This window comes from Pseudomonas sp. GG8, from assembly GCF_052976945.1.
In genome coordinates this window covers 311,254-336,872 of the sequence record NZ_JBRIIP010000001.1, presented here as the reverse complement: position 1 = coordinate 336,872, position 25,619 = coordinate 311,254, and the positions used below count along the sequence as shown (strand labels likewise).

The 25,619-nt window shown below is 56.9% G+C and carries 28 protein-coding genes; 12 read left to right on the top strand and 16 right to left on the bottom strand.

Annotated features, from left to right (window positions below; all coding sequences use genetic code 11):
- Nucleotides 1–5: 5 nt before the first annotated feature.
- The 3 genes from zapE to ACVBEG_RS01685 all read right to left on the bottom strand — a co-directional run bounded on the left by zapE (nt 6) and on the right by ACVBEG_RS01685 (nt 3,201).
- Nucleotides 6–1,100 carry a cell division protein ZapE gene (gene zapE / locus ACVBEG_RS01695; RefSeq protein WP_219062277.1) on the bottom strand — a complete coding sequence of 365 codons (1,095 nt, stop codon included), beginning with the start codon at nt 1,098–1,100 and terminating at the stop codon, nt 6–8.
- Nucleotides 1,101–1,167: 67 nt separating this feature from the next.
- Complete coding sequence (locus ACVBEG_RS01690) at nt 1,168–2,511, bottom strand: tryptophan--tRNA ligase (protein WP_330201041.1); 1,344 nt, start codon at nt 2,509–2,511, stop codon at nt 1,168–1,170.
- A 54-nt stretch (nt 2,512–2,565) separates the two neighbouring features.
- Entirely contained in the window at nt 2,566–3,201 is a 636-nt protein-coding gene (locus ACVBEG_RS01685; protein WP_322181850.1) for an alpha/beta hydrolase, read from the bottom strand.
- Between the two features lie 139 nt (nt 3,202–3,340).
- Between ACVBEG_RS01685 and ACVBEG_RS01680 the strand changes: the two genes are divergently transcribed.
- Nucleotides 3,341–3,775, top strand: coding sequence for a YhcB family protein (locus tag ACVBEG_RS01680; RefSeq protein WP_322181852.1), 435 nt, complete (start codon nt 3,341–3,343; stop codon nt 3,773–3,775).
- A gap of 1,221 nt (nt 3,776–4,996) precedes the next feature.
- On the opposite strand, the gene cysN is transcribed toward ACVBEG_RS01680, so the two are convergent.
- The 3 genes from cysN to ACVBEG_RS01665 form a co-directional block, all read right to left on the bottom strand.
- The gene (gene cysN / locus ACVBEG_RS01675) at nt 4,997–6,892 is read right to left on the bottom strand and encodes a sulfate adenylyltransferase subunit CysN (protein WP_322181854.1); all 1,896 of its coding nucleotides are present in this window, start codon (nt 6,890–6,892) and stop codon (nt 4,997–4,999) included.
- A gap of 14 nt (nt 6,893–6,906) precedes the next feature.
- Nucleotides 6,907–7,824 (bottom strand): sulfate adenylyltransferase subunit CysD, encoded by a 918-nt coding sequence (gene cysD / locus ACVBEG_RS01670; protein ID WP_219062283.1) that lies wholly within the window; start codon nt 7,822–7,824, stop codon nt 6,907–6,909.
- Between the two features lie 135 nt (nt 7,825–7,959).
- A complete protein-coding gene (locus ACVBEG_RS01665) occupies nt 7,960–8,718 on the bottom strand; it encodes a Nif3-like dinuclear metal center hexameric protein (protein ID WP_322181857.1) in 759 nt (252 codons plus the stop codon).
- A 114-nt stretch (nt 8,719–8,832) separates the two neighbouring features.
- On the opposite strand from ACVBEG_RS01665, the gene algW reads away from it, so the two are divergent.
- A complete protein-coding gene (algW, locus tag ACVBEG_RS01660; protein WP_322181860.1) occupies nt 8,833–9,990 on the top strand; it encodes a Do family serine endopeptidase AlgW in 1,158 nt (385 codons plus the stop codon).
- A 70-nt stretch (nt 9,991–10,060) separates the two neighbouring features.
- Here the strand turns inward: algW and hisC are convergent, their stop codons facing one another.
- The 10 genes from hisC to ACVBEG_RS01610 form a co-directional block, all read right to left on the bottom strand.
- A complete protein-coding gene (gene hisC, locus ACVBEG_RS01655) occupies nt 10,061–11,113 on the bottom strand; it encodes a histidinol-phosphate transaminase (protein ID WP_322181862.1) in 1,053 nt (350 codons plus the stop codon).
- Entirely contained in the window at nt 11,110–12,444 is a 1,335-nt protein-coding gene (gene hisD / locus ACVBEG_RS01650; RefSeq protein ID WP_322181864.1) for a histidinol dehydrogenase, read from the bottom strand. The genes hisC and hisD overlap by 4 nt, the downstream gene beginning before the upstream one ends.
- 141 nt (nt 12,445–12,585) lie before the next feature.
- The gene (hisG, locus tag ACVBEG_RS01645; protein WP_322181866.1) at nt 12,586–13,221 is read right to left on the bottom strand and encodes an ATP phosphoribosyltransferase; all 636 of its coding nucleotides are present in this window, start codon (nt 13,219–13,221) and stop codon (nt 12,586–12,588) included.
- Nucleotides 13,222–13,328: 107 nt separating this feature from the next.
- The gene (gene murA, locus ACVBEG_RS01640; protein WP_219062289.1) at nt 13,329–14,594 is read right to left on the bottom strand and encodes a UDP-N-acetylglucosamine 1-carboxyvinyltransferase; all 1,266 of its coding nucleotides are present in this window, start codon (nt 14,592–14,594) and stop codon (nt 13,329–13,331) included.
- Nucleotides 14,595–14,616: 22 nt separating this feature from the next.
- A complete protein-coding gene (locus ACVBEG_RS01635) occupies nt 14,617–14,856 on the bottom strand; it encodes a BolA family protein (protein WP_219062290.1) in 240 nt (79 codons plus the stop codon).
- A gap of 103 nt (nt 14,857–14,959) precedes the next feature.
- Nucleotides 14,960–15,274 (bottom strand): STAS domain-containing protein, encoded by a 315-nt coding sequence (locus ACVBEG_RS01630; protein WP_322181869.1) that lies wholly within the window; start codon nt 15,272–15,274, stop codon nt 14,960–14,962.
- Entirely contained in the window at nt 15,267–15,923 is a 657-nt protein-coding gene (locus ACVBEG_RS01625; protein ID WP_322181871.1) for an MlaC/ttg2D family ABC transporter substrate-binding protein, read from the bottom strand. Before ACVBEG_RS01625 ends, ACVBEG_RS01630 begins: the two co-directional genes overlap by 8 nt.
- An 11-nt stretch (nt 15,924–15,934) precedes the next feature.
- On the bottom strand, nt 15,935–16,402 hold the full coding sequence (mlaD, locus tag ACVBEG_RS01620; RefSeq protein WP_322181873.1) for an outer membrane lipid asymmetry maintenance protein MlaD: 468 nt from the start codon (nt 16,400–16,402) through the stop codon (nt 15,935–15,937).
- Nucleotides 16,402–17,199, bottom strand: a complete 798-nt coding sequence (mlaE, locus tag ACVBEG_RS01615) for a lipid asymmetry maintenance ABC transporter permease subunit MlaE (RefSeq protein WP_322181875.1) — start codon at nt 17,197–17,199, stop codon at nt 16,402–16,404. The genes mlaD and mlaE overlap by 1 nt, the downstream gene beginning before the upstream one ends.
- The gene (locus ACVBEG_RS01610; RefSeq protein ID WP_447107297.1) at nt 17,199–18,008 is read right to left on the bottom strand and encodes an ATP-binding cassette domain-containing protein; all 810 of its coding nucleotides are present in this window, start codon (nt 18,006–18,008) and stop codon (nt 17,199–17,201) included. Before ACVBEG_RS01610 ends, mlaE begins: the two co-directional genes overlap by 1 nt.
- 314 nt (nt 18,009–18,322) lie before the next feature.
- Here ACVBEG_RS01610 and ACVBEG_RS01605 point away from each other — a divergent pair, with 314 nt between their 5' ends.
- The 10 genes from ACVBEG_RS01605 (at nt 18,323) to ACVBEG_RS01560 (ending at nt 25,365) form a co-directional block, all read left to right on the top strand.
- The gene (locus ACVBEG_RS01605) at nt 18,323–19,297 is read left to right on the top strand and encodes a KpsF/GutQ family sugar-phosphate isomerase (RefSeq protein ID WP_447107296.1); all 975 of its coding nucleotides are present in this window, start codon (nt 18,323–18,325) and stop codon (nt 19,295–19,297) included.
- Complete coding sequence (kdsC, locus tag ACVBEG_RS01600) at nt 19,297–19,833, top strand: 3-deoxy-manno-octulosonate-8-phosphatase KdsC (protein WP_447107295.1); 537 nt, start codon at nt 19,297–19,299, stop codon at nt 19,831–19,833. The genes ACVBEG_RS01605 and kdsC overlap by 1 nt, the downstream gene beginning before the upstream one ends.
- 9 nt (nt 19,834–19,842) lie before the next feature.
- Nucleotides 19,843–20,415, top strand: coding sequence for an LPS export ABC transporter periplasmic protein LptC (lptC, locus tag ACVBEG_RS01595; protein ID WP_447107294.1), 573 nt, complete (start codon nt 19,843–19,845; stop codon nt 20,413–20,415).
- On the top strand, nt 20,402–20,944 hold the full coding sequence (gene lptA, locus ACVBEG_RS01590) for a lipopolysaccharide transport periplasmic protein LptA (protein WP_322181885.1): 543 nt from the start codon (nt 20,402–20,404) through the stop codon (nt 20,942–20,944). Before lptC ends, lptA begins: the two co-directional genes overlap by 14 nt.
- On the top strand, nt 20,944–21,669 hold the full coding sequence (gene lptB, locus ACVBEG_RS01585) for an LPS export ABC transporter ATP-binding protein (RefSeq protein ID WP_219062300.1): 726 nt from the start codon (nt 20,944–20,946) through the stop codon (nt 21,667–21,669). Before lptA ends, lptB begins: the two co-directional genes overlap by 1 nt.
- 187 nt (nt 21,670–21,856) lie before the next feature.
- Entirely contained in the window at nt 21,857–23,353 is a 1,497-nt protein-coding gene (locus ACVBEG_RS01580; protein WP_322181888.1) for an RNA polymerase factor sigma-54, read from the top strand.
- A gap of 80 nt (nt 23,354–23,433) precedes the next feature.
- Entirely contained in the window at nt 23,434–23,742 is a 309-nt protein-coding gene (gene hpf, locus ACVBEG_RS01575) for a ribosome hibernation-promoting factor, HPF/YfiA family (protein WP_322181890.1), read from the top strand.
- 12 nt (nt 23,743–23,754) lie between these two features.
- Nucleotides 23,755–24,216: a PTS IIA-like nitrogen regulatory protein PtsN gene (ptsN, locus tag ACVBEG_RS01570; RefSeq protein WP_322181893.1), complete on the top strand. Its 462-nt coding sequence runs from the start codon at nt 23,755–23,757 to the stop codon at nt 24,214–24,216.
- A gap of 2 nt (nt 24,217–24,218) precedes the next feature.
- A complete protein-coding gene (gene rapZ, locus ACVBEG_RS01565) occupies nt 24,219–25,076 on the top strand; it encodes an RNase adapter RapZ (protein WP_322182860.1) in 858 nt (285 codons plus the stop codon).
- A gap of 16 nt (nt 25,077–25,092) precedes the next feature.
- Nucleotides 25,093–25,365, top strand: a complete 273-nt coding sequence (locus ACVBEG_RS01560; RefSeq protein ID WP_322181895.1) for an HPr family phosphocarrier protein — start codon at nt 25,093–25,095, stop codon at nt 25,363–25,365.
- The last annotated feature ends 254 nt before the right edge of the window (nt 25,366–25,619 follow it).

Below are 25,619 nucleotides of genomic sequence, written 5' to 3'. Positions count from 1 at the left end.
CCAGCCTAGGGCTTGTGTGCCCGCGACAGGAACTCATGGGACTGCATTTCCAGCAGACGGCTGAGCGTGCGCTGGAACTCGAAGTTCAAGCGGCCACCGGTGTACAGGTCTTTTAGCTCAACCTCGGCGGAAATGATCAGCTTGACGTTGCGGTCGTAGAACTCGTCGACCATGTTGATAAAGCGCCGAGCGATATCGTCAGTGGTCACACTCATCTGCTCGACGCCGCTGATCAACACGGCGTGAAAGATTTTGCCGAGTTCAATGTAGTCATTCTGGCTGCGCGGGCCGTCGCACAGTTCACGAAAATCGAACCAGGCCACGTCATCGCACGTCAGCAGCGCGCGAATCTCACGATTCTCGATCATCAGCACGTCGTCCTTGGTCGCTTGGGCGCAGTCCGGAGTCAATGCACGGAAACTCTTGCGCAGGCTCTCCTCGGCGGCAGCATCGAGCGGAAAATGGAACAGCTCGGCTTGCTCCAGATGGCGCAGACGGTAATCCACACCGCTGTCGACGTTAACGATTTCAGTGTGCTGCTTGATCAGGGCGATGGCAGGCAAGAAGCGCGCGCGCTGCAGACCGTCTTTGTACAGACCGTCCGGCACAATGTTCGACGTAGCGACCAGGGTTACGCCGTTTTTGAACAACTCTTCCATCAAGGTCCCGAGAATCATCGCATCGGTGATGTCCGAAACGAAAAATTCATCGAAGCAGATCACTCGCGCCTCATCGGAAAAACGCTTGGCAATCAGGACCAGCGGATTCTTCTCGCCGCTGAGAGTCCTCATCTCTTCGTGCACACGCTTCATGAAGCGGTGGAAGTGAGTGCGAACCTTTGCCTTGAACGGCAAGGCTTCGAAGAAGGTATCGACCAGGTACGTCTTGCCCCGGCCAACGCCACCCCAGAAGTACACGCCCTTGACGGGCACCTGCTCTTTCTTGCCGAACAGTTTGCCGAACATCCCTGGCTTGTTCTGCTGCGCGGCGACCAGATCGTCGTACAGGCGCTGCAAATGGCGCACAGCGTTTTCCTGCGCAGCATCGTGGAAGAAGTCGGGGTTTTTCAGATCAGCTTGATATCGTTCTAGGGGGGTCATATTCGTTAGCAAGGCAAGAAAAACGGGCCGCCACTGTAGCGACGACCCTTGAAAATGGCAATCAGACCTATTGCGGGGCCAGTGCCGCTTTCAGGTTTTCGATGGCTGCGTCACGCGCAACGCTGTCGGAAAACAGCGGACTGTCTGCCACACAAGCACCCTCCAGCCATACGCTAAAACGGTCTTCCTCACTGCGCAGGTCCAGTTCGCCGCTTTGCTGTAGCTGCTTGCTGACAGCACCGGCCGTCTTGCCGTCGGCAAAATTGCGCGACAGCAGCAATTGCTCACCATCGGCAGACAGCAGCCGGAAACGGAAACTGCCGTCATCTTCACGGAAGCTGACGAAGCGCGCGCCCTTCACTGCTTTTTTCTTACCGGTGTCCGCGCTTTGTACGACGCTGCGGAAAGAACGCAGGCCGACCGCCTCACGCAACTCACCGAGAAACGGTGTTGCGACGCTTCGCGCTTTTTCCGCACCCGCCAGAAGAATGTCTTCCAGATCGGCTGGACGCTCCATAAACCCGTGGTAGCGCTCACGCGCCTCGCTCAGCTCGCTCTCCAGCAGTTGGAACAAGCGCTGCTTGGCGTCGCCCCAACCCAGGCCCTGCAACAGCTCAGAACGGAACTCAGCGCCTTGCTCAGGCGTTGCGAAGGCCTGATAGAGGGTAAACAGGTGCGAATTATCAGGATCCTTGGCTTCGCCCGGCGCACGCGAGTCAGTGACGATGCGCGAGATCGCCTCTTTCATGTCCTTGGGGCTACTGAACAACGGGATCGTGTTGTCGTAGCTTTTGGACATTTTGCGCCCGTCCAGCCCCGGCAGCGTGGCAACGCCCTCCTCAATCAAAGCTTCGGGCATGACAAAGAATTCCTTGCCCTTGCCGAACAGATGGTTGAAACGCTGACCGATGTCGCGAGCCATTTCGACGTGCTGAATCTGGTCACGACCGACCGGCACTTTATGCGCGTTGAACATCAGGATGTCGGCGGCCATCAGCACCGGATAGCTGTACAAGCCCATGGTGATGCCTGCGTCCGGGTCTTCGCCGGCTTCGACGTTTTTGTCCACCGAAGCCTTGTAGGCATGTGCGCGGTTGAGCAACCCCTTGGCCGCGACACAGGTCAGCAGCCAGGTCAGTTCAGGAATTTCCGGGATATCCGACTGGCGATAGAAAGTGACCCGATTCACGTCCAGGCCAGAAGCCAGCCAGGTTGCAGCGATTTCCAGACGCGAGCGCTGAATGCGCAGCGGGTCATCGCATTTGATCAGCGCGTGGTAGTCGGCCAGGAAATAGAATGAATCGGCATCGCTCTGGCGGCTGGCGACGATGGCCGGACGGATGGCGCCGGCATAGTTGCCAAGGTGTGGCGTGCCGGAAGTGGTGATACCGGTCAGGATACGAGTGGTCATGGCTAGTCGCTTATAGGGTTAGGCGCCTATGGAGTCAGACGCTTGTGGCTGCAATCAATTCGAAAGGCGCGGCAGGACCAGCTCTTTGAGCTCGGTCAGCTTGCCATGAAAAAAGTGCCCACATTCTGCCACTTTCAGTAGCTCATGGGGGCGCTCAAGGGCGTCGGACCATGCGTAAACCGCTTGCGGGTCGACAACCTCATCAGCCTCGGGCTGAATCAGGGTCAGCGGGCAGTTCTGCGGCAGTACATGCTCATTACCCAGACGCGCCACCGCCGCAGCCACCATGAACAGATGACTCAGTTGCTCACCCTTGGCTTCCAGGCGTCCGCCCAGGCTGGCGGCGACAAAGCCGCCAAAGGAGAACCCAAACAGCGTGATCGGCAGTTCAGGATGCTGCTCACGCAACCATTGCGCTGCGGCTTCGGCGTCATCGATTTCGCCAGAGCCCATATCGTGTGCGCCAGCGCTGGCGCCAACCCCGCGATAATTGAAGCGCAGGGTGATCAAACCGGCGTCGCGAGCAGTGCGCTGCAACGTCGACACGACTTTATTGAGCATGGTTCCACCCTGCACCGGGTTAGGATGGCAGATCAGCGCCATGCCGCGGGCGTCCTCAAGATCGAGGTAAAGGGCTTCAAGCTGGCCTACCGGGCCATCAATCAATACAGGGGTTTCGCGGATGAGCAAGAATGAACTCCGTGACCTCGAAATGGGTCGACTCGTCTAGCTGATAGTCTGTGACTTGCATACCCGTGAGCGTGTCACGGTATACAGCACAGGTTCGAGCCGTTAACGTAAAGCAAAGCCGTTTATAGAGGAAGGACTCGTGGAACTCTCGCTCTCAGTTTGGTTGTTGCCGACGCTTGCCCTGGTTGTCGGCGTCGTCATTGGTTTCCTGGTCGCTCGTTTGCTGCCCAACGCCGCCCCTAACAGCACGCAGCGTCAGCTGGATGATGTTCAGGAGCGCTTCAACAGTTATCAGAACGAAGTGGTTACCCACTTCAACAGCACGGCAACCCTGGTGAACAAGCTTTCGCAGAATTTCCAGGAAGTACAGGACCATCTCTCCGATGGTGCCAACCGCCTGGCGCTGGACGAAGTGACACGTCAACGCTTGCTGGCCAGCCTGCACGCCGATGCGCCACAAGCGCCTCGCGACCGACTGACGCCACCCCGCACCACAGAAGCGCCGAAGGATTACGCGCCCAAAACACCGAACGCCCCCGGCATGCTCGATGAGCATTACGGTTTGAAAAAATAAACTGAGCTCGAAACACAAAAAACCGCCGCTCTGACCGAGCGACGGTTTTTTTATTTGGGCGGGACGCGTAGTTGCAAACACGCTCACAGGGTTTTGTGTGCCGCAAACCTGTAGGAGCCCCTTGTCCGCGATGGCGGTGTGTCAGACACACCGCCTCATACCCATCAGATCGCGCCGCGGCTGCGTAGCAGTTCCAGAACTTGCTTGACGCTGTTGTCGAGTGGCAGCGATTCGATATAGATTTTTCCTACAACACTTTCGGACTGCGGAGTCTATATAACATTTCGACCTGAAACTATGCTCTTCCGAAATTAGGAGGACATATGAAAACAATCGTAACGATCATCATCTGTGTACTGCTTTCAGGCTGCGTATCGGAAGACTGCTATAGAAACTGCTTCATGTTTAAAAAACACGACCCCGACCTAGATTTTAAATGCGACATAAACCCTGACAGGCCTGAGTGTGCCGAACGCCGCTAACGCCTACAATCGCATCTAATATCGTACCCCTTGAAAAATCACCAGAAGTCAAACCTCCAGATGGGATGCTCTTTTGACTGAAACAAAATTTTATATATTTTTGGCACAGATCGTCCAGGCACAAACCCAAAGCGAGCCCAGCATAAGGCCCCTGTTCGATTGTCGTAGATGACCATATTCCCGTCATCCTGCAAGGCCAAATAGCTGTTGTACCAGACTGACTTGTCACGCGTGTGGCTGCTCTCGGCAATCCAGGTACGGCTCCGGAGGCTGTCGTACAAGAAGCCACTGTTGCTCACAATGAAGCGCGGAGCCCCAACCATTTTCTTTTGAGAGGACAGAGTCTTGCTATAAGGTTGGCCAGTGTCAGCAATCTAGGCAACCACGCCGTGATCCTTGATCACCAAGTTCCCGTCGCCTTGCAACTCCAATCGGAAACGCCCATTCGGAGATACCAGAAATTGTCCTGGCGACATGATCTGATTGGGTGGCAATACTGAAGAACCACTTCCTTGAAACGGAACATATTGAATACTCATACTTATCTCTACAAACAATAATTGAGCACCCACTTGATCAGATTAATACCTCGCCCAGGCCATACATATGTATAGATAACTCAGACTATTATTTTGCGCTTTAACACCCACAAAACATCATCTGATGCACAACTTACAGGCCATAAAAAACCCTGCGAAGAATCACGCCTTCGCAGGGTCTTTTTGTCAGCGGACAGCGATCAGATCGCGCCGCGGCTGCGCAGGAGTTCCAGGACTTGCTTGACGCTGTCGTCGAGTGACAGCGATTGAGTGTCGATCACCAGATCGGCATTCAATGGCACGTCATACGCGAAGGACTCACCCGGGATGTTGTCGCCATTGGCGGCATACAGACCCTGCGGATCACGCTCGCGGCAGACCGCTGGCGAAGCCTGGACGTAAACGGTGATCAGACGATCATCACCGATCAGTGACTTAGCCTGTTCGCGACCTTCGGCGTCCGGGGCAACGAATGCCGCCAGTGTCAGCAGGCCCGCTTCGTTGAACTGACGTGCAACATGCGCGGCACGTCTCCAGTTTTCGGTACGCCCGGCACGGTCCTGCGGCAGACCCTTGTTCAGGTCATGGCGCAGGTTCTGGCCGTCAAGCACGTAAACCGCACGCCCCATGTCGAACAGCTTGCGCTCCACGGCATAGGCCAGAGTGCTTTTGCCAGCGCCGGACAAGCCGCTGAACAATACCGTGGCAGGCTGCTGACCGAAACGGCGCGCTCGCTCTTCGGTAGCGACGTGAGCCTTGTAGTCATGATGGCTACCACCGACAACGATTGGGCGAGCGATGATCATGCCCGCAGCAACGGTGCCGTTGGTCAACCGATCAATAACGATGAAAGAACCCGTGGTGCGGTTGCTGTCATAGCCATCCAGCGCAATCGCGCTGTCGAGACTGATTTTGACCCGACCGATTTCATTCAGTTGCAACGCGCTGGCCGGGCCTTCGGCCAAGGTGTTAACGTCGACCCTGTAGGCGATGCTGGCAACAGAACCCTGCACGTAGCTGGTGGCGCGCTTGATGTCGTACTTCTTGCCCGGCAGCATTGGCTCTTCAGCCATCCAGACCATCATCGCGTCGAAGCTGTCAGTGATCTGCGGAATGCTGTCGGCATGCACCAGCAAGTCGCCACGGGAGATGTCGACTTCGTCTTCCATGGTCAGGGTCACGGCCTGGCCTGGACCGGCGTGTTCCAGTTCGCCATCAAAGGTGACGATGGATTTAACCCGACTGGTCTTGCCGGACGGCAACACGATGATTTCATCGCCTTTGTGCACGATGCCGCTGGCCAGGGTGCCGGCGAAACCACGGAAGTTCAGGTTCGGACGGTTAACGTACTGCACCGGGAAACGCAGGTCGGTGAAGTTACGATCCGCCGCAAACTCTACGGTCTCGAGAATTTCCATCAGCGTCTGGCCGGTGTACCACGGCGAACGCTCGCTGTGATTGACCACGTTGTCGCCCTTCAGCGCGGACATCGGGACGAAATGCATGGTGGTCGGCTTGAGCGCGATGCCATCGGCAAACTTCAGGTAATCGGCCTTGATCGACTCGAAAACCCCTTCATCGAAGTTCTTCAGGTCCATCTTGTTGATGGCGACGACGATGTGCTTGATGCCCAACAGCGACGCGATGAAGCTGTGGCGGCGGGTCTGGGTCTGCACGCCGTAACGGGCGTCCACCAGAATGATCGCCAGGTCACAAGTCGACGCACCAGTGGCCATGTTGCGGGTGTACTGCTCATGGCCTGGGGTATCGGCAATGATGAATTTGCGTTTGGCGGTGGAGAAGTAGCGATACGCGACATCGATGGTGATGCCCTGCTCACGCTCGGCCTGCAGGCCGTCTACCAGCAATGCCAGGTCGATATCGTCGCCGGTGGTGCCGACTTTTTTCGAGTCGCGGGTAATGGCTTCCAGGTGATCTTCGTAGATCATCTTGGAGTCATGCAACAGGCGGCCGATCAGCGTGCTCTTGCCGTCGTCGACGTTACCGCAGGTGAGGAAGCGCAGCAGTTCCTTGCGTTCGTGCTGGCCCAGATAGGCGAGGATGTCCTCGCTGATCAATTCTGATTGATGCGACATGTGAGACACCCTGTTTAGAAATAGCCCTGACGTTTCTTGTCTTCCATGGAACCGGCGCCATCGTGATCGATGACTCGGCCCTGGCGTTCGGACGTTCGCGTCAGGAGCATTTCCTGAATGATATCCGTGAGGCTGGTCGCCTCGGACTCAACCGCGCCCGTTAACGGGTAGTCGCCGAGTGTACGGAAACGCACTTTCTTCTTGACGATACGCGCCTTGTCCTCATCGCTGAGGTGGTTCAGGAGACGCTCGTCGTCGATCATGACCAGGGTGCCATTCATCTCGATCACATCACGCTCGGCCGCAAAATACAGCGGTACGATCGGGATGCCTTCGAGGTAGATGTACTGCCAGATATCCAGCTCGGTCCAGTTCGACAGCGGGAATACCCGGATCGACTCGCCCTTGTTGACCTTGCCGTTGTACACGTTCCACAGCTCGGGACGCTGGTTCTTCGGGTCCCAACGATGCTTGCTGTCACGGAAGGAATACACACGCTCTTTGGCGCGAGACTTCTCTTCATCGCGGCGAGCACCACCAAACGCGGCATCGAAGCCGTATTTGTCGAGGGCCTGTTTGAGGCCTTCGGTCTTCATGATATCGGTGTGTTTGGAGCTGCCGTGAGTCAGAGGGCTGATACCCTGCGCCACGCCGTCCGGATTGACGTGCACGATCAGATCCAGGCCCAGTTCTTCGACCATACGGTCGCGGAAGCTGTACATTTCCTTGAACTTCCACCGGGTATCGACATGCATCACCGGAAACGGCAATTTTCCCGGGAAGAACGCTTTACGCGCCAAGTGCAGCATTACGGCGGAATCTTTACCGACGGAGTACAGCATCACCGGGTTATCAAACTCGGCGGCGACCTCGCGGATGATGTGGATGCTTTCCGCCTCCAGCTGTTTCAGATGCGTCAGTTTGTCGACCATAGCTACTCACGAAAACGTACGGATGGACGGCCAGCGGGCCGTGTTCGAGCAGGGCACTCTAGCACAGCGCCTGCTTCTATTCAGGGGGCCAGCTAGATCGAAACGTTCTATGAATAGATCGCCTCGTTTGGGTCTTCAAATCGGATTAGGACAATCGATGAACAGATGCTCCAGTGCAAAGCGTCGCGCCAAATAATCCCCCAGCGCTTGAACACCATAGCGCTCGGTGGCGTGGTGACCGGCGGCGATAAAACTGATGTCGTTTTCCCGCGCGCTATGAAACGTCTGCTCCGATGCCTCGCCACTGAGGTACAGATCGACACCGGCCAGCACACCCTGATCGATATAACCCTGACCACCCCCGGAGCACCACCCGACCCGACGAATCATTTTGCTGCCTTCGATCAGCAACGGCTCTCGACCCAGCGCGTCCTGCACTCGCCGGGCGAAGTCACGGGGCGTCACAGGCTCGGCCAACGAACCCACCAGCCCGACGATGCGCGGATTGTCCGGATCCAGAGGGCCTTCGACGGTGATGTCCAGCTGGCGAGCCAGTTGCACGTTATTCCCGACTTCGGGGTGCAGGTCCAGCGGCAGGTGGTAAGCCAACAAGCTAATGTCATGCTTGAGCAACGTTTTCAGGCGACGCTGCTTGATGCCCGTGACGCAAGGATTCTCGCCCTTCCAGAAGTAGCCGTGATGCACCAGAATCAAATCTGCCTGAGCCTCGACCGCGGCATCGAGCAAGGCCTGACTGGCAGTGACACCGCTGACGATCCTCATCACTTGCGGACGGCCCTCGACTTGCAATCCGTTGGGGCAATAATCCTGGATCCGCGAGCTGCTCAGATAGCGGTCCGCTTCCTCGACCAGGGTGCTCAGGGCAACAGCCATAAAAGACTCCTAAATATGCAGTTCAGCGCTGCTCGGTACTCGTATAATGCCCGCCATTATGGCGCAGCTCAGGCAAAAAGCTGCTGCGCTTGGCAATCATCAGGACTTTGCTCAATGCTCAAGGCACTGCGTTTCTTCGGCTGGCCATTGCTGGCTGGCGTGCTCATCGCTCTGCTGGTTATTCAGCGCTACCCGCAATGGGTGGGGTTGCCTAGCCAAGACGTCAATCTGCAACAGGCGCCGCAGTCGTCTACGGTGCAGAAGGGTCCGGTGTCCTATGCCGATGCGGTTATCATCGCAGCACCTGCCGTGGCCAACCTGTACACGACCAAAGTGGTCAACAAGTCGAATCACCCACTGTTCGAAGACCCGCAATTTAGACGCTTCTTCGGAGACAACCTGCCCAAACAGCGGCGTATGGAGTCGAGCCTCGGCTCAGCCGTAATCATGAGCCCGGAAGGCTACCTGCTGACCAACAACCACGTGACCGCTGGCGCTGATCAGATCGTGGTGGCACTCAAGGATGGTCGTGAAACATTGGCCCGGGTGATCGGCAGCGACCCCGAGACCGATCTGGCAGTCCTGAAAATAGACCTGAAGAATCTGCCCGCGATCACCATCGCCCTCTCGGACAACATCCGTATCGGCGACGTCGCGCTGGCAATCGGCAACCCGTTTGGGGTCGGCCAGACCGTGACCATGGGCATCATCAGTGCCACTGGGCGCAATCAACTGGGCCTCAATACGTACGAAGACTTCATCCAGACCGATGCGGCGATTAACCCCGGCAACTCCGGCGGGGCGTTGGTGGATGCCGCCGGTAATCTGACCGGGATCAACACGGCGATTTTCTCCAAGTCCGGCGGTTCGCAAGGCATAGGCTTTGCGATCCCGACCAAACTGGCGCTGGAGGTGATGAAAGCAATCATTGAGCACGGCCAGGTGATTCGCGGCTGGCTAGGGATCGAAGTTCAACCACTGACCCAGGACCTGGCCGAGTCTTTCGGCTTGAAAGACCGCCCAGGCATTGTGGTGGCCGGCATTTTCCAGGACGGCCCGGCGCAAAAAGCGGGTCTGCAACTCGGCGACGTGATCCTGAGCATCAACGGCGAACCTGCCGGCGATGGTCGGCGTTCGATGAATCAGGTAGCGCGCACCAAGCCAAGCGACAAAATCGACATTGAGGTAATGCGCAACGGTAAGGATATCAAGCTGACCGCTGAAGTCGGCTTGCGTCCGCCGCCGCTGACGAAGCCAGCAACAGAAGAATAACGCGGTAAATCAGCTAGACCGTGGGAGCGAATGAGTTCGCTTCCACGGCTTTTCTAGCAAACCTTATAAATCAGAGCTCGCCCAACCCCTCGAGCAACGCCTGATTCTGCTCTGGCGTACCAATGCTGATCCGCAGGAACTGCGCGATGCGTTCTTGTTTAAAGTGCCGAACGATAACGCCCTGCTCCCTCAACCTGGCCGCCAGCCCCGCTGCGTCATGCTTCGGGTGACGCGCGAAGATGAAGTTGGCCGCTGAAGGCAATACGTCGAAACCCTTGCCCTTCAACTGCTCGACCAACGCGTCACGACTGTCGATAACTGCCTTGCAGGTGGCGTCGAAATACTCACAGTCTTCAAACGCAGCGGCCGCACCGACAATCGCCAAGCGATCCAGTGGATAAGAGTTGAAGCTGTTCTTGACCCGCTCCAACGCCTCGATCAGATCCGGATGCCCCACCGCCAAGCCCACCCGCAGCCCAGCCAGCGAACGCGACTTGGACAGGGTTTGCGTGACCAGCAGGTTCGGGTAACGGTCCACCAGACTGATCGCGGTTTGGCCACCAAAGTCGATGTATGCCTCGTCCACCACCACTACCGATTCGGTATTGGCCTTGAGCAACTGCTCAATGGCGTCCAGCGCCAGCAGGCAACCGGTTGGCGCATTCGGATTAGGGAAAATGACGCCGCTGTTAGGCTGCGCGTAATCCTCAAGACGAATCTGGAAGTGCTCGTCCAGCGGCACCGCAGTGAAATCAATCCCGTATAAACCGCAATATACCGGATAGAAGCTGTAGCTGATATCCGGAAAAAGCAGGGGTAGATCGTGCTTGAAAAACGCGTTGAATGCGTGGGCCAGCACTTCATCGGAGCCATTGCCGAGGAATACTTGATTGCCCTGTACGCCGTAATACCTGGCAACCGCCTGCTTAAGCAGGTCGCTGTTCGGGTCCGGGTACAGGCGCAGGTCGTCGGACAGCTCAGCGCGCATCGCCGCCAGTGCTTTTGGCGATGGCCCGTACGGGTTTTCGTTGGTGTTGAGCTTGGTCAGCTTGGTCAACTTAGGCTGCTCGCCCGGCACATAAGGCACCAGACCGCTGACGAAAGGACTCCAGAATTTGCTCATGCTTTTTTTTCCTGTTCTTTGCTGTCGACGATCCGGTATTCGGCGCTACGGGCATGGGCGGTCAGGGACTCACCGCGCGCCAACACCGAGGCCGTTTTGCCCAACTCGGAAGCACCTTGTTCCGAGCAATAAATGATCGACGAACGTTTCTGGAAGTCATACACCCCCAGCGGTGACGAGAAACGCGCGGTGCCGGAGGTCGGCAATACGTGGTTCGGACCGGCGCAGTAATCGCCCAGCGCTTCGCTGGTGTGACGCCCCATGAAGATCGCACCCGCATGGCGAATCTGCGGCAACCAGGCTTCAGGATCGGCCACCGACAACTCAAGGTGTTCCGGGGCAATACGGTTGGCCACTTCAATGGCCTGCTGCATGTCGGCCACTTTGATCAGGGCGCCACGGCTGGTGATCGAGGTCTTGATGATCTCGGCGCGCTCCATGGTCGGCATTAACCTGGCGATACTCGCCGCCACTTTGTCGAGGAACTCGGCATCCGGGCTGACCAGAATCGCCTGAGCGTCTTCGTCGTGCTCGGCTTGGGAGAACAGGTCCATGGCGATCCAGTCCGGATCTGTCAGGCCATCGCACACCACCAGAATTTCTGAAGGACCGGCGATCATGTCGATGCCGACCTGGCCGAAGACGTGACGCTTGGCGGTGGCAACATAGATGTTGCCAGGGCCGACGACTTTATCGACCTTGGGTACGCTTTCGGTGCCATAGGCCAGCGCGGCCACTGCCTGAGCGCCGCCGATGGTGAACACGCGATCAACACCCGCAATGCAGGCCGCCGCGAGGACCAGCTCATTGATTTCGCCACGAGGCGTCGGTACGACCATGACCACTTCGGCCACGCCAGCCACTTTGGCCGGAATCGCATTCATCAATACCGATGACGGATAAGACGCCTTGCCACCGGGCACATACAGACCTGCACGGTCCAAAGGCGTGACCTTCTGGCCCAGCACCGTGCCGTCGGCTTCGGTGTAGGTCCAGGAGTCCTGTTTTTGCTTTTCGTGGTAGATGCGCACGCGGTCGGCGGCTTTTTCCAGCGCTTCGCGTTGCGCAGCAGTGATGCGGGTCAGGGCCAGCTCCAGGCGCTCGCGGGGCAGAATCAGCTCTGCCATGGTGGCCACTTCAAGCCCGTCGAAACGCTGAGTGAATTCCACCAGCGCCGCGTCACCACGCTCACGCACAGCCTTGATGATGTCGAGTACACGCTCATTAACTGAGTCGTCAGACACACTTTCCCAGCTCAGCAGATGATCCAGATGGCGTGCAAAGTCTGAGTCAGCAGCATCAAGTCGGCGTATTGCAGTGGAAGCGGTCATAGCGAAGCCTCAATAATTGGCGATTTGCTCAGGTGCCGGGTGGGCGTGATCGCCCTAAGCTACCAAGCCATCCGCGCGGGCACCTGAGAAATTTGGCTATGACACGGATAGATGGGCGCGACTTAACGTCGCGCAGGTGGATCAGCCGCGGTGTCGCGACTCAACTGCTTTACGCAGCGTATCGATCAGCGCCTGAATGCGCGCATGTTGCATCTTCATCGAAGCCTTGTTCACCACCAGACGCGAACTGATAGTTGCAATCAGCTCCTGGGGTTCGAGGCCGTTGGCACGCAGCGTGTTGCCGGTGTCGACAACGTCGATGATTTTGTCGGCCAAACCGATCAGGGGAGCGAGTTCCATCGAGCCATAGAGCTTGATGATATCGACCTGACGGCCTTGCTCGGCGTAGTAACGCTTGGCAACGTTGACGAACTTGGTCGCCACACGCAGACGGCCTTTTGGCTCAATCGCGCCAATGGCACCGGCAGTCATCAGACGGCACTGGGCAATTTGCAGGTCCAGTGGCTCGTAGAGGCCCTGGCCGCCGTATTCCATCAGCACATCTTTACCGGCAACGCCCAGGTCGGCGGCGCCATGTTCGACATACGTTGGCACATCGGTGGCGCGCACGATCAGCAGGCGTACATCTGCCTGAGTCGTGGGGATAATCAGCTTGCGGCTTTTGTCCGGATTCTCGGTCGGCACAATGCCTGCTTCAGCGAGAAGCGGCAGGGTGTCGTCAAGAATGCGGCCCTTGGACAGTGCGATGGTTAACATGGGAAACGTAGGTCCTTAGCAATCGGGCACATCCGTGTGCCTCACGTGTCCTGCGCTGAACGAATTCAGGTCCAGGACATTAGTGCAGAACGATCAGTACGCAGGCCCTAGCCCGGAACGCGACGGATCTTGGCGCCGAGCATCTGCAGTTTTTCTTCGATGCATTCATAACCACGGTCAATGTGGTAAATGCGATCGATCAACGTGTCGCCCTGAGCAACCAATGCTGCGATCACCAAGCTGGCCGAAGCACGCAGGTCGGTCGCCATGACGGGCGCGCCTTTGAGTAGATCAACACCGGTCACGACCGCGGTATTACCTTCAACCAGGATCTGTGCGCCCATGCGTTGCATCTCATAGACGTGCATGAAACGGTTTTCGAAGACCGTTTCAATCACGGCACCGGTGCCTTCGGCGATAGCGTTCAGCGCAACGAACTGCGCCTGCATATCGGTCGGGAACGCCGGGTAGGGTGCGGTGCGCAGGTTCACGGCTTTAGGCCGCTTGCCGTGCATGTTCAGTTCGATCCAGTCAGCGCCAGTAGTGACTTCAGCGCCCGCTTCCTGGAGCTTGAGCAACACAGCTTCCAGAATGGTTGGATCGGTGTCCTTGAGCTTGACGCGACCGCCAGTGGCCGCCGCCGCTACCAGGTAAGTGCCGGTCTCGATGCGGTCAGGCATCACTTTATAGGTGGCACCGTGCAAGCGCTTAACGCCATCGATGGTGATGGTGTCAGTGCCCGCGCCGGTGATGTTCGCACCCATGGCGATCAGGCAGTTGGCCAGGTCGACCACTTCCGGTTCACGGGCAGCGTTCTGCAACACGCTACGGCCGTTGGCCAGACTGGCTGCCATCATGATGTTTTCGGTACCGGTCACGCTGACGGTATCAAAGAAGAAGTTCGCTCCACGCAGGCCGCCTTCTGGCGCCTTCGCTTTGATGTAGCCGCCTTCGACGTCGATGGTCGCGCCCATGGCTTCAAGGCCACGGATGTGCAAATCGACCGGACGCGAGCCGATGGCGCAACCACCAGGCAACGCCACTTCTGCTTCGCCGAAACGAGCAACCATCGGACCCAGCACCAGAATCGAAGCACGCATGGTTTTCACCAATTCGTACGGGGCGATCAGGGTCTTGATGGTGCGCGCGTCGATTTCAACGCTAAGCTTTTCGTCGATCACAGGCTCAATGCCCATGCGCCCGAACAGCTCGATCATGGTGGTGATGTCGTGCAGGTGCGGCAGGTTGCACACTGTCACCGGCCCATCGGCCAGCAACGTTGCAGCAAGAATCGGCAGGGCAGAGTTCTTTGCCCCGGAAATGCGGATTTCGCCATCAAGACGAACGCCGCCAGTAATAATCAGTTTATCCATTAGAATCTCGACGCCAATTGGCTCAGGTGCGCTCGGCCCATGCAGCGCGGCTGAAAAATTTCATAGTGATCGCATGGATGCTGCCATCGGCGATCCAAGGGTTCAAATGGGCATAGATCTGCTGCTGACGCTTGACTGGGCTAAGGGTCGCCATCTCGTCACTGATCACATTCAGCTGAAAATTGCAGCCTTCACCTTCAACTTCTACCTGGATTTCCGGCAGCTTTCCTTCAAGGAAGCTTTTAACTTCTACGGCCTGCATGCTTAACCTCGATCGGCGCCCTACGCGCGCGGGTCGGCCATCATACAAAAAAGCCCCCTCGCTGCGAACCCCGGAATGACAGACTCGGACGGAAAGCTTTCTTTTATGACGGCTGATTCGGTTCCAGCAACTCAATCAAGCCGGACACTTGGGCAATTTGGCGCATATCTTCCGGCAGCGACTGAACGCTGACAGCTTTTCCGGCAGCGTCGGCATCGCGCATGAACGCGAGCAGCAAAGCCAGGCCGACACTGCTGGATTTCTCCACTGCGGAACAGTCCAGAATCAACGCCGGCGCGGTGCATGCCTTGATCAGGGCCTGACCTTGCTTGCGCAAGGCCGGCCCGGTGCGGAAGTCGAGCACGCCACTCAGGTACAACTCACCTGCAGCGCCAAGACGAACACCTGATTCACTCATTGACAGGTTTCTCGGCCGCTTGATCGATGGTGCTCTTGGCCTTGGCAACTTCGCCCGCCCAACCGTTGATGGTTTTATCAAGGTCATTGCCATTGTGCTGCATGGCGTCAGCAAACTGATCACGGAACAGCTTGCCAATGTTGATGCCGTTGATAATGACGTTACGCACTTTCCACTCGCCGTTGATTTTCTCGAGTGTGTAGGACACGGGATACAGGGCGCCGTTGTTGCCCTTGACCTGCATATCGACGCTGGTGCGGGTGTCATTTTCTTCTTTGGCTGCGGCGACTGTAATGCCCTGATTGTTGTATTCGAGCAGTGCGTTGCCATAGAACTGCATCAGACTCCGCTTGAAATTATCCTGAAAACGCAGCATTTGTTCAGGTGTCGCTTTGCGAGAGTACTTGACCGTCATGATGCTTTTCGAGATGCCCTCGGCATCCACTACTGGGCCGACGATGCGATTCAATGCATCGTAAAAGGCGCTCGGATTGGTTTTGTATTGCTCTTTATGAGCGGCCAGATCGCTCAGCAACTCCTTGGTCGTGCGATCCACCAGATCATGGGCGGACGGCGCGGCCACAGCATTCGCAACCAATGGAAGCGCAGCCAGCAATACAAGCAGGCCACGGCGCAAGATCGATATCATGGAAAAGCTCCTCATTTGGCGTCTTTACTCACAGTATTGAGCAGGAATTTACCGATCAGATCCTCCAGCACCAGCGACGACTGGGTATCGTGGATCGTGCCGCCGTCTTTGAGCAGCGCCTCTTCCCCGCCCACGCTGAGACCGATGTACTTCTCGCCCAGCAAACCGGCGGTAAGAATGGAAGCCGTGGAGTCCGATGGCAGGTTATTCACCCGTTTTTCAACCTCCATTGTCACCCGACCGGTAAAACTGTCGCGATCCAGATCGATAGCAGTGACCTTGCCGATTGTAACGCCCGCCAAGGTCACCTTGGCTCTGACAGTCAAACCGGCAATATTGTCGAAGTAGGCATAAAGTTTATAGCTGTCGTTGGTCGCGCTTACGCTCAAACCACTGACCCGCAAGGCCAGCAACAGCAAAGCCAAGATCCCGGCCAGCAGGAATAGGCCGACACCGGTTTCCAGGGTGCGGTTTTGCATCAAAAGTCTCCAAACATCAGGGCAGTCAGAATAAAGTCCAGGCCTAATATGGCCAACGAGGCATACACCACTGTTTTAGTGGTGGCACGACTGATCCCTTCCGAAGTGGGCTCACAGTCGTAACCCTGAAACACGGCAATCCAGGTAACCACAAAAGCAAAGATTACGCTTTTAATAACACCATTGAGCACGTCATCCCTGAAGGACACGCTGTTTTGCATATTTGACCAGAATGAGCCTTCGTAAACGCCCAGCCAGTCGATCGCAACCCAGGAGCCGCACCAGATTCCGACCACACTGAAGATCATCGCCAACAACGGCAGAGAGATGAATCCCGCCCACAGACGCGGCGCAACGATGTACTTGAGTGGATCGACGCCAATCATTTCCAGACTGGACAATTGCTCAGTGGATTTCATGTTGCCGATTTCAGCGGTCAACGCGGAACCCGCGCGCCCGGCGAACAGCAGAGCCGCAACCACAGGCCCCAACTCACGCAACAGGGTCAACGCAACCATCTGCCCGACGGCCTGCTCCGAGCCATATTTAGTCAGGATGTTGAAGCCTTGAAGCGCCAACACCATGCCAATGAAGCCCCCCGAGACCACAATGATCAGCAGGGACATGACGCCGATTGAATGCAGCTGCCTGACCAGCAGTTGAAAACTGCCGCCAATGCCGCCTCGGCCGAACAACACATGAACCAGAAATATGCCCGAGCGCCCCAGCACCGTAATGCTATCGATCGCAGCGTGCCCGAATAGACGAATCCGCTCCAGTAGTGACTTTCTGCGCATCAGCGCTTCCCCAAAAGTTCGTCGCGATAATCCGGTGCCGGATAGTGAAATGGCACAGGGCCATCAGGTTCGCCGGTCATGAATTGGTGAATACGAGGGTTGTCCGAGTTCATCAGTTCCTCGGGGGTCCCCTGCCCCAATACCTCGCCGTCGCCCACCACATAAAGGTAGTCAGCGATACTCGCTGTTTCGGCAAGGTCGTGGGACACCACAATACTGGTGATCCCCAACGCATCGTTGAGCAACCGAATCAAGCGCACCAGCACCCCCATGGCAATCGGGTCCTGGCCCACGAAGGGTTCGTCGTACATCAGGATTTGCGGGTCAAGAGCAATCGCCCGAGCCAATGCCACGCGGCGCTTCATGCCGCCGGACAACTCGTCGGGCGTCAGCTCGATGGCGCCGCGCAGTCCGACCGCCTGCAATTTGAGCAAGACGATGTCGCGGATCATTTCTTCCGGCAAATCGGTGTGCACGCGAAGCGGAAAGGCCACGTTCTCGAACACATCGAGGTCCGTGAACAAGGCGCCACTCTGAAATAGCACGCCCATTTGCTTGCGTGCGTCGAACAGGTCACTGCGCGACAATTCCGGCAGATTCTGGCCGTTGACCCATACCTCGCCTTTGCTGGGACGCAGCTGCGCACCCATCAAACGCAGCAAGGTTGTCTTGCCACAACCGGAAGGCCCCATGATGCCGGTGACCTTGCCCCGCGGAATACGAATATCAACATTATTGAAAATGCTGCGCGTCCCGCGCATGAAGGTGACACCCTTCAGCTCGACCGCGTAGGCGTTATCGGCACTCATCTAAACTCCTTGCGATACAGCCTCACACTCTGACGCCAGGTCCGTGCCGCAAGACACGCGCTGTGGCTGTCCGGAGGCAGAACCGGCGGCGAACTATACCACCGCCCGCGCACGTGGCCCACGGTAGAAGCCTCTTTCGTTACGGTGCGAGATAGATAATTCGAACAATTGCGAAACACCTATAAAGGATGCAATCACTCCGCGTGCACCTGACCTGATTTTGGGCGCACGACAAAGTCGGACGATCAAGCGTGAGGGATTGAGCCATTACCGCTATAATCGCCGCCTTTTCATCAGGCTGACCGATTTTTGACATGAGCCAATCCAGCGACCTGATTCAAACAGCACAACGCACCATCCGCCTCGAAATAGAAGCCGTAGAAGGCTTACTGGCCCGTATCGACGCGGATTTCGTACGCGCTTGCGAGATGATTCTGGCCGGCACAGGCCGTGTCGTAGTGGTCGGCATGGGCAAGTCCGGGCACATCGGCAACAAGATTGCCGCCACCCTGGCAAGCACGGGCACCACCGCATTCTTCGTCCACCCGGCTGAAGCGAGCCATGGCGACATGGGCATGATCACCCGCGACGACATCATTCTGGCGATCTCCAACTCGGGTTCGACCGCCGAAATCGTCACCTTGCTGCCCCTGATCAAACGCTTGGGCATCAAGATGATCAGCCTGACCGGCAACCCTGATTCGCCGCTGGCCAAGGCCGCAGAAATCAATCTCAATGTTTACGTCACGCAAGAAGCCTGCCCGCTGAACCTGGCCCCTACGTCCTCGACTACCGCCGCACTGGTGATGGGCGACGCACTGGCGGTCGCCTTGCTCGAAGCCCGCGGGTTCACGGCAGAAGACTTTGCCTTCTCCCACCCGGGCGGCGCGCTTGGCAGACGTTTGCTGCTCAAAGTCGAACACGTCATGCATACCGGTGAAGATTTGCCAAAGGTTCAGTGCGGCACGCTACTGCGTGATGCGCTGATGGAAATGACCCACAAGGGCTTGGGCATGACCGCCGTGGTGGAGGCCAATGGCCGCCTCGCCGGGATATTTACCGACGGCGACTTGCGCAGAACCCTGGACCGCAGCATCGATATTCGTCAGGCGAGCATCGACGAAGTGATGACACTCCACGGCAAGACAGCTCGCCCCGAGATGCTTGCAGCCGAGGCGCTGAAAATCATGGAAGACCACAAAATTGGAGCCTTGATCGTGGTCGACAAGAACGACCACCCTATTGGCGCCTTCAACCTGCAAGACCTGCTGCGCGCGGGGGTTATGTAATGAGCGAAGCGACGATGCAGGACCTGCTGCAACGCGGCAAGAACATCAAACTGGCCATTTTCGACGTCGATGGCGTGCTGACGGACGGACGCCTGTACTTTCTCGAAGACGGCAGTGAGTTCAAAACGTTTAATACACTCGACGGCCAAGGCATAAAAATGCTGATTGCCTCGGGCGTGCACACCGCTATCATCAGCGGGCGTCGCACGCCGGTGGTCGAGCGCCGCGCGCAGAATCTGGGCATCCAACACTTGTATCAAGGCCGCGAAGATAAACTGGTCGTTCTTGACGAACTACTTGCCCAACTCAATCTAAGCTATGAACAGGTCGCGTACTTAGGTGACGACCTGCCAGACTTGCCTGTCATTCGGCGCGTTGGCCTTGGCATGGCGGTCGCCAATGCGGCCGGTTTTGTTCGCCAACATGCACACGGCATTACTCAGGCTCGCGGCGGCGAAGGCGCAGCGCGCGAATTTTGCGAGTTGATCCTTAGCGCTCAAGGCAGCCTTGAAGCGGCCCACGCCGCCTACTTATAGAAGTCATTTATGCTGAGTAAAAAGATTCGCCGGTTTTTGATTCTGGGCGTGCTTGCGCTGATGCTGGCGGCCGCAGGCTACTGGAACATCAGCCCTGAAACCTTTCTGGAGCAGCGGGTTGCACCCGTTGACCCGGCCGCCATCGACTTTTATGCGATGAATGCTCACAGCCTGCAGTTCCTGCCGGACGGCAAGCTTCAATACGACATGACCGCCGACAAGGTCGAACATGTGCAGATTTCCGACATCACCCTGCTGACCAATCCAGATCTGCAACTGTATCGCGGCGCCCTCTTTCCCTGGCATGTCCAGAGCAAGAAGGGAGAAGTCTCTCCCGGCGGCACCGAGGTCGAGCTCATCGATTCAGTACGTATCGCACGCACTGACGAAAAAAACCGGACAACGATTATTACCAGCAGTCGAATGACTGTATTCCCACAGAAGCAATATGCGCAGACCGAGCAAGCCGTTAGAATCGACGGTTTCGGCGGCGTATCCACTGGCACGGGTATGAAAGCGTATTTGAACGACGGCAGGATGCACCTGCTGTCCAACGTAAGAGGACAGTATGAGGCTCGTTAAAACCCTCCCTTTTTTGCTCGGTTTGGGCGCAGCACTGGGAAGCGTGAGCGCCTGGGCTCTGCCGACGGACCGCGATCAGCCTATTCATATTCAGTCTGACGATGCGCAACTCGATGACAAGCAGGGCATTGCCACCTACAAAGGCAATGTCATCATCACCCAAGGCTCCATGAAGATCACGGGCAACACCGTGACCATCACCCGGACGCCAACAGGTGAAGTCGACGTATTTACCGCCGTTGGCAATCTTGCTTACTACGAACAGAAACCTGCCGTCGACAAGCCTATCGTTCAAGCGTACGGCGTGACCATCCAGTACTTCGCCGCCCTTGACCGGATCATCCTGATCGACAAGGCCAAGGTCATCAACGACGGCAATACGTCCGAAGGCGAGAAAATCGTCTATGACACGACGAAACAAATCGTCAATGCCGGCCGCGCCAACGGAGCCAAGGTGACGGCACCACGTCCGCGGATCGACATGGTCATCCAGCCGAAAAACAAACCCGCACCGCAGAAGGCTCCGTAATGGCGACGCTTAAAGCCCAGCATCTGGCTAAAAGCTATAAGGGTCGCCAGGTTGTGCGCGATGTCAGTCTCTCGATCGAGAGCGGGCAAATCGTGGGGCTGCTTGGCCCTAACGGTGCTGGCAAAACCACCTGTTTCTACATGATCGTAGGTTTGGTCCAGGCCGATCAGGGTCGCGTCTTGATCGACGATCAAGACGTCAGCCATCAACCCATGCACGGTCGCGCACGCGCCGGGATCGGCTATCTGCCGCAGGAAGCCTCGATTTTTCGCAAACTGTCGGTTGCCGATAACATCATGGCGATCCTCGAGACCCGCAAGGAACTCGACCGTACAGCGCGTCGCAAGGAGCTGGAAAGCCTGCTGCAGGAGTTCCACATCAGCCACATACGCGACAACCTGGGCATGAGCCTGTCCGGCGGTGAACGCCGTCGTGTGGAAATCGCTCGCGCCCTGGCGACTTCGCCAAAATTCATCTTGCTCGATGAACCGTTTGCCGGTGTCGACCCCATTTCCGTCGGCGATATCAAGCAAATCATTTATCACTTGAAAGCCAAGGGCATCGGCGTACTGATCACCGATCACAACGTACGTGACACCCTGGATATTTGTGAAACCGCTTACATCGTCAACGACGGGCAACTGATCGCTGAGGGTGATTCAGAAACCATTCTGGCTAACCAACTGGTTAAAGAGGTTTACCTCGGCCATGAGTTCCGCCTGTAAGCTCTGCGGTGTTTCGCTCTTCATCGGCGACGGACGCTAGGGTGCAGTGCTGACAAGAACATTAATTGTCATCACGCTCTAGGCAAACACTTAGGTTTCAGGCATATAATTTGCTTAAGTTGGCGCTTCGGCGCCCTGTAGTGGATGGCGCATGTGCGCCGGCGAAATAAGGTGTTAAGCCCCTGCCATGAAACCATCGCTAGTCCTGAGAATGGGCCAGCAGCTGACGATGACACCGCAGCTGCAACAGGCCATCCGCCTCCTCCAATTGTCGACCCTGGACCTTCAACAGGAAATCCAGGAAGCGTTGGAGTCGAACCCTATGCTGGAACGCCAGGAAGAAGGCGACGACTTCGACAATGCCGATCCGTTGGCCGACAACATAGAGAAACCCAATCCTGACGTACAGGAACCTACCTACCAGGAGCCCGCCCCGACGGTGGACAACCTGGAAGAAGGCGACTGGAACGACCGCATCCCCAACGAGCTGCCCGTTGATACCGCTTGGGATGACGTGTATCAGACCAGTGCCAGCAGCCTGCCCAGCAGCAACAACGACGATGACGAATGGGACTTCACCACTCGCACATCGGCCGGCGAGAGCCTGCAAAGCCATCTGTTGTGGCAATTGAATCTGGCCCCCATGTCCGATACTGATCGGTTGATCGCCGTCACGCTGATCGACTGCATCAACAATCAGGGCTACCTGGACGAGTCGCTTGAGGAAATCCTCGATGCCTTCGACCCGGAAATGGATGTCGAACTGGATGAAATCGAAGCAGTACTGCACCGTATCCAGCAATTCGAACCCGCGGGTATCGGCGCTCGCAACCTGAGCGAATGCCTGTCACTGCAATTGCGTCAGCTCCCCGCGAAGACTCGCTGGCTGGCCGAGGCACAACGCTTGGTCGGAGACTTCATCGACCTGCTTGGCAGCCGCGACTACGCTCAGCTGATGCGGCGCATGAAGCTCAAGGAAGACGAACTGCGCCAGGTCATTGAACTGGTGCAGAGCCTCAACCCGCGCCCAGGCTCGCAGATCGAGTCGAGCGAGGCCGAATACGTTGTGCCCGACGTGATCGTGCGCAAAGACAACGAGCGCTGGCTGGTAGAGCTCAATCAAGAGTCCGTGCCCCGTCTGCGGGTCAACCCCCAATACGCAGGGTTCGTCCGCAGGGCCGACACCAGCGCTGACAACACCTTCATGCGCAATCAGTTGCAAGAGGCACGCTGGTTCATCAAGAGCCTGCAGAGCCGCAACGAAACGCTGATGAAAGTGGCCACGCAGATCGTCGAGCACCAGCGCGGCTTTCTTGAGTATGGCGACGAAGCCATGAAACCCTTGGTTCTGCATGACATCGCCGAAGCGGTAGGCATGCACGAATCGACGATTTCACGTGTGACCACGCAAAAATTCATGCATACCCCGCGCGGTATTTACGAACTGAAATATTTCTTTTCCAGTCACGTAAGCACCTCAGAGGGCGGAGAGTGTTCGTCCACGGCCATTCGCGCGATCATCAAAAAACTGGTAGCTGCGGAAAATCAGAAAAAGCCGTTGAGTGACAGCAAGATCGCTGGTTTACTGGAGGCACAAGGCATTCAGGTAGCTCGGCGCACGGTCGCTAAATACCGCGAATCACTTGGGATAGCACCTTCAAGCGAACGCAAGCGATTGATGTAAGGGTGGCCGTACGCCGTAGCGTTCCAGTGGTAGGCATTCAAGCCTGCCTCTTTATGTACTGGCAACGAAGGAGACGCTGTATGCAAGTCAACATCAGTGGACACCAATTGGAAGTGACCAAGCCCCTGCGCGAATACATCGAGCTCAAATTCAAGAAGCTCGAAGGGCACTTTGACAAGATTACCAATGTGCAGGTAACGATGGCAGTCGAGAAACTGAAACAGAAAATCGAAGCCACACTGCACATCCACGGTGGAGAGGTGGTCGCTAACGCAGAACATGACGACATGTATGCGGCAATCGACCTACTCACTGACAAGCTGGACCGACAATTGCTCAAGCATAAGGAAAAGCAGCAGAACATCCTGAAAGGTGCGACTGCTCGCTAACACCCACAACCCATGATCCGACTTGAAAATATCCTGACTGCCGGCCGTTCACTCGTGAACGTGCCGAGCAGCAGTAAAAAAAATGTTCTTGAGCAAGTTGCCAAACTGATCGGCCGTGAAACGGAGCTTGATTCGGACTTGGTACTCACGAGCCTTATTGCCCGCGAAAAACTCGGCTCGACCGGTTTCGGCAATGGCATCGCCATCCCGCATTGCCGGCTGGCGGGCTGCCCAATGCCCATCAGCGCCCTCCTGCACCTCGACACCCCCGTAGATTTTGACGCCATCGACGGCAGGCCTGTAGACCTGCTTTTTGTCCTTCTAGTCCCGGAAGCCGCCACCGACGAACACCTGGAGCTGCTGCGCCAGATAGCCAGCATGCTCGACCGCGCCGATGTGCGCGACCGCCTACGCAGCGCCCAAAGCGATGAAGCGCTTTATCAAGTGGTGCTGGACGTGCAGAACGGCCATTAATGATGCGCATGATCATCGTCAGCGGCCGATCCGGCTCCGGCAAGAGCACAGCACTGGATGTACTGGAAGACAACGGCTTCTATTGCATCGACAACCTGCCTGCAGGCCTGCTCCCGGAGCTGGCTGAACGTGCCCTGATTCATACCGAACTGGCTCAGCCGCTGGTCGCCGTGTCCATCGACGCGCGCAATCTGCCGAGCCATCTGTCGCGTTTTCCCGAATTACTGGAAGAGGTCCGCAGCCGCCACATCCAATGCGATGTGCTGTACCTCGACGCCGATGAAGAGACCCTGCTAAAACGATTCTCTGAAACCCGTCGTCGCCACCCCCTGAGCAGCACCAACCGCTCGCTTGCCGAAGCGATACGTGACGAGAGCAACCTGCTTGGGCCGATCATCGATCTGGCCGATCTGAAAATCAACACCACGCACCTGAACCTCTATCAACTACGTGACATGCTCAAACTGCGCCTGCTGAACAAGCCGGAGCCAGGCACCGCGTTTCTGGTTGAGTCGTTTGGTTTCAAACGTGGCATGCCAGTAGATGCTGATCTGGTATTCGATGTGCGCTGCCTGCCCAATCCCTACTGGAAGCCGGAGTTGCGCGAACTGTCCGGGCTCGACCAGCCCGTAGCCGATTATTTGGCGGCACAGCCGGATGTAGAAGAGATGTTCCAGGACATCTACGCGTACCTGAACAAATGGTTGCCACGCTTTGCAGCCAGCAACCGCGCCTACGTGACTATTGCCATTGGCTGCACCGGCGGGCACCACCGCTCTGTCTACCTGACCGAGCGCCTGGGTCAGGTCTTGCAACAATCCCTCAAGAACGTTCAGGTCCGCCACCGCGACCTCAGCTGAAAGGACCCTCATCGCGATGCCCGTTCGTCAAATCACTATCATCAACAAGCTTGGCTTGCACGCGCGCGCCGCCGCTAAATTCGTCGGCGTCGCCGGAAGATTCCCCTGCCAGATCAGAGTAGGTCGCGCGCCCGACAGCATGGTCGACGGCAAAAGCATCATGGCCGTGATGATGCTGGCAGCAGGAAAAGGCACCGATATCCACCTGCATACTGAAGGCGAAGACGAACAGGCAGCACTCGAAGACTTGATTGAGCTGATCAACAATCGGTTTGATGAAGGCGAGTGACAGCAGGCGACGGACCGCATTGACTCATTCGCGGGCAGGCCTGGAGCTATTAAAAAAATCTATGTGATTGGAATACGAGAGGTGAGCTTTCGTAAATCTGTAGACCCCGGGTCAAACCCAAACCTGCCGGAAGCCCGTGCCGGGCTTATTCGCAGACAAGTCAGCGCCTACCTCGACCGAGTTTACTGTGTGACAGTGCCGCGTATTGAGGCCGCTCGTACATTAAGATTAAGGCGCTTCGTGCAGCGAGCATG